10 protein-coding genes are annotated in these 13,636 nt (G+C 64.2%); 7 read left to right on the forward strand and 3 right to left on the reverse strand.

What is annotated here, in order from left to right; translation table 11 throughout:
* Positions 1-26: 26 nt before the first annotated feature.
* From CAF70_RS18610 to CAF70_RS18630, 5 genes are all read left to right on the forward strand, one after another.
* The gene (locus CAF70_RS18610; RefSeq protein WP_085626328.1) at positions 27-959 is read left to right on the forward strand and encodes a rhodanese-related sulfurtransferase; all 933 of its coding nucleotides are present in this window, start codon (positions 27-29) and stop codon (positions 957-959) included.
* A 3-nt stretch (positions 960-962) separates the two neighbouring features.
* A complete protein-coding gene (locus tag CAF70_RS18615) occupies positions 963-1,595 on the forward strand; it encodes a DsbA family protein (RefSeq protein WP_085626329.1) in 633 nt (210 codons plus the stop codon).
* Positions 1,588-3,420: an ABC transporter ATP-binding protein gene (locus tag CAF70_RS18620; RefSeq protein WP_085626330.1), complete on the forward strand. Its 1,833-nt coding sequence runs from the start codon at positions 1,588-1,590 to the stop codon at positions 3,418-3,420. The genes CAF70_RS18615 and CAF70_RS18620 overlap by 8 nt, the downstream gene beginning before the upstream one ends.
* Positions 3,421-3,658: 238 nt before the next feature.
* Positions 3,659-6,115, forward strand: a complete 2,457-nt coding sequence (locus CAF70_RS18625) for an EAL domain-containing protein (protein WP_085626331.1) — start codon at positions 3,659-3,661, stop codon at positions 6,113-6,115.
* 30 nt (positions 6,116-6,145) lie between these two features.
* Positions 6,146-6,931 carry a TenA family transcriptional regulator gene (locus CAF70_RS18630; RefSeq protein ID WP_085626332.1) on the forward strand — a complete coding sequence of 262 codons (786 nt, stop codon included), beginning with the start codon at positions 6,146-6,148 and terminating at the stop codon, positions 6,929-6,931.
* Positions 6,932-7,049: 118 nt separating this feature from the next.
* Here the strand turns inward: CAF70_RS18630 and CAF70_RS18635 are convergent, their stop codons facing one another.
* The 3 genes from CAF70_RS18635 to ubiG all read right to left on the reverse strand — a co-directional run bounded on the left by CAF70_RS18635 (position 7,050) and on the right by ubiG (position 9,309).
* Entirely contained in the window at positions 7,050-7,790 is a 741-nt protein-coding gene (locus tag CAF70_RS18635; RefSeq protein ID WP_085626333.1) for a YciK family oxidoreductase, read from the reverse strand.
* 146 nt (positions 7,791-7,936) lie between these two features.
* On the reverse strand, positions 7,937-8,608 hold the full coding sequence (gene mupP / locus CAF70_RS18640) for an N-acetylmuramic acid 6-phosphate phosphatase MupP (protein WP_085626334.1): 672 nt from the start codon (positions 8,606-8,608) through the stop codon (positions 7,937-7,939).
* Between the two features lie 2 nt (positions 8,609-8,610).
* On the reverse strand, positions 8,611-9,309 hold the full coding sequence (ubiG, locus tag CAF70_RS18645) for a bifunctional 2-polyprenyl-6-hydroxyphenol methylase/3-demethylubiquinol 3-O-methyltransferase UbiG (RefSeq protein ID WP_025338098.1): 699 nt from the start codon (positions 9,307-9,309) through the stop codon (positions 8,611-8,613).
* A gap of 111 nt (positions 9,310-9,420) precedes the next feature.
* Here ubiG and mtnA point away from each other — a divergent pair, with 111 nt between their 5' ends.
* Complete coding sequence (gene mtnA, locus CAF70_RS18650) at positions 9,421-10,497, forward strand: S-methyl-5-thioribose-1-phosphate isomerase (RefSeq protein ID WP_085626335.1); 1,077 nt, start codon at positions 9,421-9,423, stop codon at positions 10,495-10,497.
* Positions 10,498-10,864: 367 nt separating this feature from the next.
* Positions 10,865-13,630: a DNA gyrase subunit A gene (gene gyrA, locus CAF70_RS18655; RefSeq protein ID WP_085626336.1), complete on the forward strand. Its 2,766-nt coding sequence runs from the start codon at positions 10,865-10,867 to the stop codon at positions 13,628-13,630.
* The last annotated feature ends 6 nt before the right edge of the window (positions 13,631-13,636 follow it).

A 13,636-nucleotide genomic window follows, 5' to 3' on the forward strand; every position in this document is an offset into this window, starting at 1 on the left:
GGGCAACCACCTGGAGAACCTGCTTCATGTCCCAACCCATCGTCGTCGCGGCGCTGTACAAGTTCGTCACCCTGGAAGACTACGTCGAGCTGCGCGAACCGCTGCTCAAGGCCATGCTCGACAACAACGTCAAAGGCACCCTGCTGCTGGCTCACGAGGGCATCAACGGCACCGTGTCGGCCACCCGCGAAGGCATCGATGGCCTGCTGGCCTGGCTGCGCAACGACCCGCGCCTGGCCGATGTCGACCACAAGGAATCGTACTGCGACGAACAGCCGTTCTACCGCACCAAGGTCAAGCTCAAGAAAGAGATCGTCACCCTCGGCGTACCGGGCGTGGACCCGAACCAGGCGGTCGGCACCTACGTCGAGCCCAAGGACTGGAACGCGCTGATCAGCGACCCGGAAGTGCTGCTGATCGACACCCGTAACGACTACGAAGTGGCAATCGGCACCTTCAAGGGCGCCATCGACCCGAAGACCGAAACCTTCCGCGAGTTCCCCGACTACATCAAGGCCAACTTCGACCCCAGCAAGCACAAGAAGGTTGCCATGTTCTGCACCGGCGGTATCCGTTGCGAAAAAGCCTCCAGCTACATGCTCGGTGAAGGCTTCGAGGCGGTCTATCATCTTAAGGGCGGCATCCTGAAATACTTCGAGGAAGTGCCTCAGGAAGAAAGCCTGTGGGACGGCGACTGCTTCGTCTTCGACAACCGCGTCACGGTGCGCCATGACCTGAGTGAAGGCGAGTACGACCAGTGCCACGCCTGCCGCCACCCGATCAATGCAGAGGAGCGCGCGTCCGAGCACTATTCGCCAGGGGTCAGCTGCCCGCATTGCTGGGACACCCTGAGCGAGAAGACCCGGCGTAGCGCCATCGACCGGCAGAAGCAGATCGAGCTGGCCAAGGCCCGCAACCTGCCGCACCCGATCGGTTACAACTACAAAGCCGAGGCTTGATGCATGTCTGCACGCCTGATCTATGTGATGGACCCGATGTGCTCCTGGTGCTGGGGTTTTGCACCCGTGGCCGCGGCCCTGATCGCCCAGGCGCGTGAGGCAGGCGTGCCGACCCACCTGGTGCCTGGCGGGCTGCGTACCGGCGGCAGTCCCCTTGACAGCTCTACCCGCAAGTACATCCTCGAACACTGGCAGGCGGTGGCCGATGCCACCGGCCAGCCGTTCCGCTTCGAGGGGGCCATGCCCGACGGCTTCGTCTACGACACCGAGCCGGCCTGCCGTGCGCTGGTCACTGCCCGCGAGCTGAACGCCGAGCGCGTCTGGCCGCTGCTGGCGCTGATCCAGCGTTCGTTCTACGAGCAGGGCGTGGACGTGACCGTTGCGCCGCATCTGGTCGATCTGGCCGAGCAGGCAGGCTTCGATCGTGCCGTGTTCGCCGAGGCCTTCGCCCGTGCCGACACCCGCGCCGCCACTGCAGCCGATTTCAGTTGGGCCCAGGACCTGGGCATTGCCGGTTTCCCGACCCTGCTGGCCGAACGCAATGGCCAGCTGGCCCTGCTGACCAACGGCTACCAGCCGCTGGAACGCCTGCAACCTTTGCTCGGCCGCTGGCTGCAGCAGGCCGCCTGTGCTTGATGTGCCGGGGTCACCCGACCCGGTGCCGGGCAAGCCTCACACTGCGGCCGATCGACTGAGCTGGGCGGAAATCCGCCGCCTGGCCCTGCATCACAAGAAAAACCTCTGGTCCGCCAACCTGATCGCCGTATTGGCGGCTTGCTGCAGCGTGCCCATCCCGCTGCTGCTGCCGTTGCTGGTGGACGAGGTGTTGCTGGGCCATGGCGATGCCGCGCTGAAGTGGATGAACCACCTGCTGCCGTCCGGCTGGCAGGTGGCGGCGGGCTACATAGGCCTGATGTTGCTGTTGACCCTGTGCCTGCGCCTGGCCGCGCTGGCGTTCAACGTGATCCAGGCCAGGCTGTTCGCCGGCCTGGCCAAGGACATCGTCTACCGCCTGCGCATTCGCCTGATCGAGCGGCTCAAGCGCATCTCGCTGAAGGAATACGAGAGCCTGGGCAGCGGCACGGTGACCACCCATCTCGTCACCGACCTGGATACCCTCGACAAATTCGTCGGCGAAACCCTCAGCCGCTTCCTGGTGGCCATGCTGACCCTGACCGGCACGGCGGCCATCCTGATCTGGATGCACTGGCAGCTGGCCTTGCTGATATTGCTGTTCAACCCCCTGGTCATCTACTTCACCGTGCAGTTGGGCAAGCGCGTCAAGCACTTGAAAAAACTCGAGAACGACAGCACCGCGCGGTTTACCCAGGCGCTGGCAGAAACCCTCGATGCCATCCAGGAAATCCGCGCCAGCAACCGTCAGGGCTACTTCCTTGGTCGCCTCGGCCTGCGCGCGCGCGAAGTGCGTGACTACGCCGTCGACTCGCAATGGAAGAGCGATGCCAGTGGCCGTGCCAGTGGCCTGCTGTTTCAGTTCGGTATCGATATTTTCCGCGCCGCGGCCATGCTCACCGTGCTGTTCTCCGACTTGTCGATCGGCCAGATGCTGGCGGTGTTCAGCTACCTGTGGTTCATGATCGGCCCGGTGGAGCAGTTGCTCAACCTGCAATACGCCTACTACGCCGCCGGTGGCGCGTTGAGCCGCCTCAACGAACTGCTGGCACGCGCCGACGAGCCGCAGTACCCGGCCGCCAGCGACCCGTTCGCCGGCCGCGAGACAGTCGGTATCGACGTGCGTGACCTGCGCTTTGCCTATGGCGACGAGCCGGTGCTCGAGCACCTCGACCTGTCCATTGCTCCGGGCGAGAAGGTGGCAATCGTCGGCGCCAGCGGTGGTGGCAAGAGCACCCTGGTGCAGCTGTTGCTGGGTCTGTATAGCGCCCAGGCCGGCACCATCCGCTTTGGCGGTGCCAGCCTGCAGGAAATCGGCCTGGAAACCCTGCGCGAAAACGTGGCGGTAGTGTTGCAGCACCCGTCGTTGTTCAACGACACCGTGCGCGCCAACCTGACCATGGGCCGGGACAGCAGCGACGAGGCCTGCTGGCAGGCGCTGGGTATCGCCCAGCTGGATGCCACCATCGCCGCCTTGCCGCAGGGCCTGGACAGTGTGGTAGGGCGTTCCGGCGTGCGCTTGTCCGGTGGCCAGCGCCAGCGCCTGGCCATTGCCCGCATGGTGCTGGCCGAGCCCAAGGTGGTGATCCTCGACGAAGCCACCTCGGCCCTGGATGCCGCCACCGAATACAACCTGCACCAGGCCCTGGCGCGCTTTCTCAGCGGCCGCACCACACTGATCATTGCCCACCGCCTGTCGGCGGTGAAACAGGCCGACCGGGTGCTGGTGTTCGACGGCGGGCATGTGGCCGAGGACGGCGACCATCAGCAGCTGATTGCCGAGGGTGGGTTGTATGCCAAGCTATATGGGCACCTGCAGCAGAGCTGAATTTTTTGGCAGCCTGTGCGGGCCCTATCGCCGGCAAGCCAGCTCCCACAGGTATCCCACAATGCTCAGGCCTGTGGTAATCCTGTGGGAGCTGGCTTGCCGGCGATAGGGCCGGGAAGGCCATGCAAAAATCCCCCGGTTTCCTGCCATAAAAAACCCAACCGCCGGGATGGCAAATGGCCTACGCTGTGCTTGTCTGGGTTGATTTGCGCCTTATCTGCTCTGTGACAGGGACTCCATGAAGGGACATCGCACTCTAGAAGCGCCAAAGCTGCTCGGCATCACCTGGCCCTTCATCGCCGTCGTGGTCTTCCAGGTCGCCTTGGGCAGCCTCAGCCTTTATACGCTCTCGGCCGTGCGTGCCTATGTGGCGGGCGAAAGCCTGTGGTCCAAGGCGCAGAAAGACGCCATCTACTACCTCAACCTGTACGCCGAAACCCGCGACAACATCACCTACCAGCGCTATCGCCAGGCAATCACCGTGCCCCAGGGCGACCACCAGCTGCGCGAGGTGCTCGACCAGCCCAGCCCCGACCTGGACGCCGCGCGCCAGGCTGTGCTGCAAGGTGGCAACCACCCCGACGATGTCGAGCGGATCATCTGGTTCTACCGCAACTTTCGCAACGTCAGCTACATGCAGACGGCTATCGACTACTGGGACATCGGCGATGATTACCTGGGCAAGCTGGATATGCTGGCCATGGAAATGCGCAGCAGCTTCGCCGCTGGCCCGGTCGATGCCCGCACGGTCAGCGACTGGAAGGCGCGCATCGTCACCATCAACGAAGGGGTAACCCCGGCCGCCAGGGCGTTCAGCGATGCCTTGGGCGAAGGCTCGCGCATGCTGCTGCGGGTGCTGCTGATCACCAACCTGCTGACCGCGATGTTCCTGATTGCCATAGCCTGGCGCCGCTCCAGCAAGCTGCTTGCCCAACGTCAGGCCTTTGCCAGCGCCCTGCAGGAAGAAAAGGAGCGGGCGCAGATCACCCTGCAGGCCATTGGCGATGCGGTGATTACCGCGGACGTGGAAGGCAGTATCGGCTACATGAACCCGGCCGCCGAGCAGCTGACCCACTGGCAGTCCGGCCAGGCCCAGGGCCTGCCGCTGTCGGCGCTGTTCAGCCTGGTGGACGAGCAGGCCGAGGAAGACGGCCGTAGCCTGGTCGAGCAGGTGCTCAGCGGGAGCTTGAAGGGCGGCGCCGAGCATGCCCGGCTGATCCAGCGCCTGGACGGTAGCACCGTGTCGGTCAACCTGGTCGGTTCGCCGATTGTCAGTGACGGCCAGGTCGGCGGTATCGTGCTGGTGCTGCACGACATGACCCAGGAGCGCCAGTACATCGCGAACTTGTCCTGGCAGGCGACCCACGACGCCCTTACCGGGCTGGCCAACCGCCGCGAGTTCGAATACCGCCTGGAGCAGGCGCTTAACGACCTGGCGCGCCAGCCCGGGCGGCATTCGCTGATGTTCCTCGACCTCGACCAGTTCAAGCTGGTCAACGATACCTGCGGGCATGCTGCCGGCGACGAACTGCTGCGGCACATCTGCGCCGTGCTGCAGTCGGGCCTGCGCGAAGGCGATACCCTGGCCCGGCTGGGGGGGGACGAATTCGGCGTGCTGCTGGAAAGCTGCCCGCCCGACCAGGCCGAGCGTATTGCCGAGCAGCTGCGTCAGCTGGTGCAAAGCCTGCATTTCGTGTGGAAGGGGCGGCCGTTCGTCACCACTGTCAGCGTCGGCCTGGTGCACATGGCGCAGGCCCCCGGCACGCTTGAAACCTCGCTGCGCGCCGCCGACATGGCCTGCTACATGGCCAAGGAAAAGGGCCGCAACCGCGTGCAGGTGTACCATGCCGACGACAGCGAGCTGTCCATGCGGTTTGGCGAAATGGCCTGGATCCAGCGCTTGCACGTGGCCCTGGAGGAAAACCGCTTCTGCCTGTACGCCCAGGAAATTGCCCCGCTGAAAACCTTCGAAGGCCCTGGCCATATCGAGATCCTGCTGCGCCTGCACGACGAAAGCGGGCGTACCATCCTGCCTAGCAGCTTCATCCCGGCGGCCGAGCGCTACGGCCTTATGACCGCGCTGGACCGCTGGGTAGTGCGCAATGTGTTCCAGGTCATCCGCCAGTGCCTGGACGAAGAGCGCGAGGGGCCGCTGTCGATCTGCGCGATTAACCTGTCGGGGTCGAGTATTGGCGACGACAAGTTCCTCGAATACCTGCAACGCCTGTTCGTCGACTACGCCATTCCGCCGCGGATGATCTGTTTCGAAATCACCGAAACCAGCGCCATAGCCAACCTTGGCAGCGCCATCCGCTTCATCAACGAGTTGAAGGGGCTGGGTTGTCGCTTCTCGCTCGATGACTTCTGCGCCGGCATGTCATCGTTCGCCTACCTCAAGCATTTGCCCGTGGATTACCTGAAGATCGACGGGAGTTTCGTCAAGGACATGCTCGACGACCCGGTCAACCGGGCCATGGTCGAGGTCATCAACCACATCGGTCACGTAATGGGCAAGCGCACCATTGCCGAATTCGTCGAAACACCCTTGATCGAGCAGGCCTTGCAGGAAATTGGCGTGGATTACGCCCAGGGCTATCTCATCGAACGCCCTCAGGTGTTCACCTGTGACAGTCTGCAGCGCCAACGGATCGCCGCCCGGCCTCTGTTGCAGCGGGCACCTGGCACGTTTCGCTAGCTAGAAATCACAAGGATCAAGGAGCTGAAAGTGATTGACGCATTCGTTCGTATCGGGCCTTTGATGGATCCCGCCAGCTACCCCCAATGGGCCCAGCAACTGATTGAAGACTGCCGCGAGAGCAAGCGCCGGGTAGTCGAGCACGAGTTTTACGCGCGTCTGCGCGATGGCCAGCTGAAGCAATCGACCATTCGCCAGTACCTGATCGGTGGCTGGCCGGTGGTGGAGCAGTTCTCGCTGTACATGGCCCACAACCTGACCAAGACCCGCTACGGCCGACATCAGGGCGAAGACATGGCGCGGCGCTGGCTGATGCGCAACATCCGTGTCGAGCTCAACCACGCCGACTACTGGGTGAACTGGTGCCAGGCGCATGGCGTGCACCTGCACGAACTACAGGCCCAGGATGTGCCGCCAGAGCTGAACGGTTTGAACGACTGGTGCTGGCGCGTGTGCGCTACCGAGAACCTCGCCATTTCCATGGCGGCGACCAACTACGCCATCGAAGGTGCGACCGGTGAATGGTCGGCGGTGGTGTGCTCCACCGACACCTATGCACTGGGCTTCCCGGAGGACCAGCGCAAGCGGGCGATGAAGTGGCTGAAGATGCATGCCCAGTATGATGACGCGCACCCGTGGGAGGCGCTGGAGATCATCTGCACCCTGGCCGGCGAGAACCCGACCCTGGGGCTGCGCACTGAACTGCGCAAGGCGATTTGCAAGAGCTATGACTGCATGTACCTGTTCCTGGAACGGTGCATGCAGCTGGAAGGGCGCCAGCAGGGGCGCATGCGACCGGCGTTGGCTGCGGGCTGATCGTTCGCCTGTATCGGCCTCTTCGCGGGTGAACCCGCTCCCACAGGATCACCTCAGCCCTTGAGGACTGCGCCATACCTGTGGGAGCGGGCGTGCCCGCGAAGAGGCCAGTGCAGGCTTACTGGGCGTTGAACGCCTGCCCGTTCACCCCTTTGCTGTCCGGCCCCATCAGGTACAGGTACACCGGCATGATTTCTTCCGGCAGCGGGTTGTTCTGCGGGTTTTCGCTGGGATAGGCCTGTGCCCGCATCGCCGTGCGCGTGGCGCCCGGGTTGATGCTGTTGGAGCGCACCGGTGCCACGCCTTCCAGTTCATCGGCCAGGGTTTGCATCAGGCCCTCGGTGGCGAACTTGGACACGCCATAGGCGCCCCAGTAGGCCCGGCCTTTGCGCCCGACGCTGCTGCTGGTGAACACCACCGAAGCGTCTTCCGACAGCTTCAGCAGCGGCAGCAGGGTGCTGGTGAGCATGAAGGTGGCATTGACGTTGATGTGCATCACGCGCATGAAGTTGTCGCCCGACAGCTGCTCCAGCGGCGTGCGCGGGCCGATGATCGAAGCATTGTTCAGCAGGCCGTCGAGGCGGCCGAACTGCTCCTCGATCATCACCGCCAGTTCGTCGTACTGGTGGGGCAGGGCGGTTTCCAGGTTGAACGGGATCACCACCGGTTGCGGGTGCCCGGCGGCTTCGATCTGGTCGTAGACCTCGTTGAGGTTGGCTTCGGTCTTGCCCAGCAGCAGCACGGTGGCACCCAGCGCAGCGTAGGCCTTGGCGGCAGCAGCGCCGATGCCGCGGCCGGCACCGGTAACCAGGATGACCCGACCTTGCAGCAGGTCGGGGCGGGCGGTGTAGTCGAACATCAGTTTTTTCCCTTGTTCATTGGGCAACGCCGAACCCTGTGGGAGCGGGCATGCCCGCGAACACCGGCAAAGCCGGTGCCATCCACCGCGGTGACTGCTTCGCGGGCATGCCCGCTCCCACAGGGGCGGTCGTCAGCCGTTGCAACTCAGCAGCCGCACAGCGCGCTGTCGATAACCTTGCGCAGTTCCAGCGGGTGGTCCACCACCACGTCGGCACCCCAGTTGTTGGGGTTGTCCTCTGGATGAATATAGCCGTAGCGCACCGCCGCCGTGCGGGTGCCGGCGTCGCGGCCAGACTCGATGTCGCGCAGGTCGTCGCCGACGAACAGCACGCTGGCAGGGTCCAGGTTCAGAGTCTTGCAGGCGAGGATCAGCGGCTCGGGGTCGGGTTTGCTGTTTTTCACGTGGTCCGGGCAGATCAGCAGCGCCGAACGCTCGGCCAGGCCCAGCTGTTGCATGATCGGTTCGGCGAAGCGTACCGGCTTGTTGGTGACCACGCCCCACAGCAGGTTGCCTTTCTCGATGTCGGCCAGCAGCTCGGCCATGCCGTCGAACAGCTTGCTGTGCACCGCGCAGTCGCGCTGGTAACGCTCGAGGAATTCCAGGCGCAGGGCCTCGAAGCCTTCGGCCTCCGGGCTCATGGCGAAGGTCGCGGCGACCATCGCCCGGGCGCCGCCGGAGATCACGTCGCGGATCAGCTTGTCATCGACCGCCGGCAGGCCGCGCTCGACGAGCATGGCCTGGCAGATGGCGATGAAGTCCGGCGCCGTGTCGAGCAATGTGCCGTCCATGTCGAAGAGTACTGCTTGCAAACGCATGCTCATTCCTCGCGCAGGGTCTGGATCATGTAGTTGACGTCGACGTCGCTGCTGAGCTTGTAGTGCTTGGTCAGCGGGTTGTAGGTCAGGCCGATGATGTCTTTCACCTGCAGGCCGGCAACGCGGCTCCAGGCGCCCAGCTCGGACGGGCGGATGAACTTCTTGAAGTCGTGGGTGCCGCGCGGCAGCATCTTCAGGATGTACTCGGCACCGACGATGGCCAGCAGGTAGGCCTTGGGGTTGCGGTTGATGGTGGAGAAGAACACCTGGCCGCCAGGCTTGACCATGCGGTAGCAGGCGCGGATGACCGAAGACGGGTCGGGCACGTGCTCGAGCATTTCCAGGCAGGTGACCACGTCGAACTGTTCGGGCATTTCCTCGGCCAGGGCTTCGGCGGTGATCTGCCGGTATTCCACCTGCACGCCCGACTCCAGCTGGTGCAGCTGGGCCACGGCCAGCGGCGCTTCGCCCATGTCGATGCCGGTGACCGTGGCGCCGCGCAGGGCCATGGCTTCGCTGAGGATGCCGCCACCGCAACCCACGTCCAGCACTTTCTTGCCGGCCAGGCTGGCGCGCTCGTCGATCCAGTTGACGCGCAGCGGGTTGATTTCGTGCAGCGGCTTGAACTCGCTTTCGCGGTCCCACCAGCGGTGGGCCAGCGCTTCGAACTTGGCGATTTCGGCGCGGTCGACGTTGCTCATTAGAACAGTCCTCTGAAACTTCGCAAAATTGCGCCGGAGTATACCCGAGCGCTCGGCCCCGAGGGTCGCTATAATCGCCGGCTTTTGATATCCGAACGACGGGGAGAGGCGATGCGCGAGCGACTTTTGGCGGCGGAGAAGGTGACCGCGATCCGCTGGCAGGGCGGCGTCTTGCACCTGCTCGACCAGCGCCTGCTGCCGTCGGAAGAACGCTGGCAGGCCTGCGACAATGTCGCGCAGGTGGCAGCGGCGATCCGCGACATGGTCGTGCGCGGCGCGTCGGCCATCGGCATTGCCGCGGCCTATGGCCTGGTGCTGGCGCTGGAAGAGCGGCTGGCCGAGGGTGGCGACTGGGAAATGGATCTGGAAGAAGACTTTCTCACCCTGGCCGAAGCACGTCCTACCGCCGCCAACCTGTTCTGGGCGCTGAACCGCATGCGCGAGCGCCTGCAGCGCCTGCGTCCGGATGAGGGCGTGCTGGCGGCGCTGGAAGCCGAAGCGGTGGCCATTCACGAAAGTGACCGCGAAGCCAACCTGACCATGGCCCAGCAGGGAATCGAGCTGATTCGCCGCCACCAGGGCAATGCCCAGGCCCTGCTCACCTACGGCAATGCCGGCGCCCTGGCCTGTGGTGGCATCGGCACTGCATTGGGGGTGATCCGCGCCGGCTACCTGGAGGGCATGGTCGAGCGGGTGTATGCCGGTGAGACCCGCCCCTGGCTGCATGGCTCGCGCCTGACCGCGTGGGAGCTGGCCAACGAAGGCATCCCGGTGACCCTGTGCGCCGATTCGGCGCTGGCCCACCTGATGAAAAGCAAAGGCATCACCTGGGTGGTGGTGGGCGCGGACTGTATCGCCGCCAACGGCGACGTGGCCAGCAAGATCGGCACGTATCAGCTGGCAGTCAGCGCCATGCACCACGGCGTGCGTTTCATGGTGGTGGCGCCGAGCACCAGCATTGACCTGAACCTGGCCACGGGCGAGGACATCCCGCTGGAAGAGCGCGCTGCCGACGAGTTGCTGGACATTGGCGGCACTCGCGTGGCGCCGGATGTCGAGGTGTTCAACCCGGTGTTCGACGTGACCCCGGCCGACCTGATCGACGTGATTGTGACCGAGCGCGGCATCGTCGAGCGGCCTGATACCGCCAAGCTGGCACAGTTGATTTGCCGCAAGCGCCTGCACTGATTTTTGCACTGCCTGTGCCGGCCTCTTCGCGGGTAAACCCGCTCCCACAGGGATAGCACAAGGCCTGAGGGCGGTGGTGTACCTGTGGGAGCGGGTTTACCCGCGAAGAGGCCGGCACAGGCTATTAAAAAATCCAGATTTTCGCTCACGTGAGGCCACCTGCCACATCTCCCCACCTCCCATGCCTTTGTGATAACATCCGGCAGTTTCCAAGACCGCCCATCACGGCGGCCTTCATTGCGCAGATCCATGGCACAACTCATTGATTTGTCGTAAGTCGTCGCACCCTTATGCGCTGCGGCGGCGAGCTTCGTTCGGCCCTTGATGGAGCTGCGAAGTTTCACCAGAAAAAGGAATCAGGCTTCTCATGGGCGAACTGGCCAAAGAAATCCTCCCGGTCAATATCGAAGACGAACTGAGACAGTCTTACCTCGACTACGCGATGAGCGTGATTGTCGGGCGAGCGCTGCCCGATGCGCGTGACGGCTTGAAGCCTGTGCATCGCCGCGTTCTCTATGCGATGAGCGAACTGGGCAACGACTGGAACAAGCCGTACAAGAAATCCGCCCGTGTGGTCGGTGACGTGATCGGTAAGTACCACCCGCACGGCGACACTGCGGTCTACGACACCATCGTGCGTATGGCCCAGCCGTTCTCGCTGCGCTACCTGCTGGTCGACGGCCAGGGCAACTTCGGTTCGGTGGACGGCGACAACGCCGCAGCCATGCGATACACCGAAGTGCGCATGGCCAAGCTGGCCCACGAGCTGCTGGCCGACCTGCACAAGGAGACCGTCGACTGGGTGCCCAACTATGACGGCACCGAGCAGATCCCGGCGGTCATGCCGACCCGTATTCCCAACCTGCTGGTCAACGGTTCCAGCGGTATCGCCGTGGGCATGGCGACCAACATCCCGCCGCACAACCTCGGTGAGGTCATCGATGGCTGCCTGGCACTCATCGACAACCCCGAAGTCACCATCGATGAGCTGATGCAGCACATCCCTGGCCCGGACTTCCCGACTGCCGGCCTGATCAACGGCCGCCAGGGCATCATCGAGGCCTATCGTACCGGTCGTGGCCGCATCTACATGCGCGCTCGTTCCGAGATCGAAGACATCGACAAGGTCGGCGGCCGCCAGCAGATCGTGGTTACCGAGCTGCCGTACCAGCTGAACAAGGCGCGCCTGATCGAGAAGATCGCCGAGCTGGTCAAAGAGAAGAAGATCGAAGGCATCACCGAGCTGCGCGACGAGTCCGACAAGGACGGCATGCGCATCGTCATCGAGCTGCGTCGCGGCGAGGTGCCGGAGGTGGTACTGAACAACCTCTACCAGCAAACCCAGCTGCAGAGCGTATTCGGCATCAACGTGGTGGCCCTGGTCGACGGCCGTCCGCGCCTGCTCAACCTCAAGGACCTGCTCGAAGCGTTCGTGCGTCACCGCCGTGAAGTGGTGACCCGCCGCACCGTGTTCGAGCTGCGCAAGGCCCGCGAACGCGGCCACATCCTCGAAGGCCAGGCGGTCGCGCTGTCCAACATCGACCCGGTCATCGCCCTGATCAAGGCCTCGCCGACCCCGTCCGAAGCCAAGGAAGCGCTGATTGCCACCGCCTGGGAGTCCAGTGCCGTGCAGGTCATGGTCGAGCGCGCCGGCGCCGATTCCTGCCGCCCCGAGGACCTGCCGGAGCAGTACGGCCTGCGTGAAGGCAAGTACTACCTGTCGCCGGAACAGGCCCAGGCCATTCTCGACCTGCGCCTGCACCGCCTGACCGGCCTGGAGCACGAGAAGCTGCTGGCCGAATACCAGGAAATCCTCGAGCAGATCGGCGAACTGATCCGCATCCTCAGCAGCGCCGAGCGCCTGATGGAAGTGATCCGCGAAGAGCTGGAAGCCATCCGCGCCGAGTATGGCGATGCCCGCCGCACCGAAATCCTCGATGCGCGCCACGACCTCAACTACGGCGACATGATCCCGGAAGAAGAGCGCGTGGTGACCATCTCCCACGGCGGCTACGCCAAGACCCAGCCGTTGTCCGCCTACCAGGCCCAGCGCCGTGGTGGCAAAGGCAAGTCGGCTACCGGGGTGAAGGACGAGGACTACGTCGAGCACCTGCTGGTCGCCAACAGCCACGCCACCCTGCTGCTGTTCTCCAGCAAGGGCAAGGTGTACTGGCTGAAGACCTACGACATTCCTGAGGCGTCCCGTGCCGCACGCGGCCGGCCAATGGTCAACCTGCTGCCGCTGGAGGAGGGTGAGCGTATCACCGCCATGCTGCAGATCGACCTCGAGGCCCTGCAGCAGAGCGCTGATGCCGACGAAGAGCTGGAGGATGCGGATGACACCGTGCTCGAAGGCGAAGTTGTCGAGGCCGAGGAAGTGGACGAGGAAGAGGGCGACACCCCTGAGTGGGTTGCCGAGCCGACCGGCGCCTACATCTTCATGGCCACCGCTTCGGGTACCGTGAAGAAGACCCCGCTGGTGCAGTTCGCCCGTCCGCGCTCCAACGGCCTTATCGCCCTGAAGCTGAAGGAAGGTGACACCCTGATCGCCGCGGCCATCACCGACGGTGCCAAGGAAGTAATGATGTTCTCCGACGCCGGCAAGGTGATCCGCTTCGCTGAAAGCGTGGTGCGCGAGATGGGCCGTAACGCCCGCGGCGTGCGCGGCATGAAGCTGGGCAAGGGCCAGCAGATCATCTCCATGCTGATCCCGGAATCCGGCGCGCAGATCCTCACCGCTTCCGAGCGTGGCTTTGGCAAACGCACCCCGCTGTCCAAGTTCCCGCGTCGCGGCCGTGGTGGTCAGGGCGTGATCGCCATGGGCACCAAGGGGCGCAACGGTCTGCTGATCGGCGCCATCCAGGTGCAGGAAGGCGAAGAGATCATGCTGATCTCCGACCAGGGCACGCTGGTGCGTACCCGCGTTGGCGAAGTGTCCAGCCTGGGCCGTAACACCCAGGGCGTGACCTTGATCAAGCTGGCTACCGACGAGACGCTGGTGGGCCTGGAGCGTATCCAGGAGCCTTCCGAGGACGAACTCGATGATGTGATCGAGACGGACGAAGAGGGCGTCGAGGCTGAAGCACCGGACAATGAAGACGCTGCCGGCGCCGAAGAGGCCCCGCAGGAGTAAGCGTAA

The sequence above is a fragment of the Pseudomonas sp. B19(2017) genome (assembly GCF_002113165.1).
Classification (GTDB): domain Bacteria; phylum Pseudomonadota; class Gammaproteobacteria; order Pseudomonadales; family Pseudomonadaceae; genus Aquipseudomonas.

What these genes read in the sequence shown, in the direction of transcription:
- ubiG (WP_025338098.1), bottom strand. Translation starts at nt 9,309, where the DNA reads ATGAGCAACGTCGACCGCGCCGAAATCGCCAAGTTCGAAGCGCTGGCC.
- CAF70_RS18625 (WP_085626331.1), top strand. Translation starts at nt 3,659, where the DNA reads ATGAAGGGACATCGCACTCTAGAAGCGCCAAAGCTGCTCGGCATCACC.
- CAF70_RS18615 (WP_085626329.1), top strand. Translation starts at nt 963, where the DNA reads ATGTCTGCACGCCTGATCTATGTGATGGACCCGATGTGCTCCTGGTGC.
- mupP (WP_085626334.1), bottom strand. Translation starts at nt 8,608, where the DNA reads ATGCGTTTGCAAGCAGTACTCTTCGACATGGACGGCACATTGCTCGAC.
- mtnA (WP_085626335.1), top strand. Translation starts at nt 9,421, where the DNA reads ATGCGCGAGCGACTTTTGGCGGCGGAGAAGGTGACCGCGATCCGCTGG.
- gyrA (WP_085626336.1), top strand. Translation starts at nt 10,865, where the DNA reads ATGGGCGAACTGGCCAAAGAAATCCTCCCGGTCAATATCGAAGACGAA.
- CAF70_RS18610 (WP_085626328.1), top strand. Translation starts at nt 27, where the DNA reads ATGTCCCAACCCATCGTCGTCGCGGCGCTGTACAAGTTCGTCACCCTG.
- CAF70_RS18635 (WP_085626333.1), bottom strand. Translation starts at nt 7,790, where the DNA reads ATGTTCGACTACACCGCCCGCCCCGACCTGCTGCAAGGTCGGGTCATC.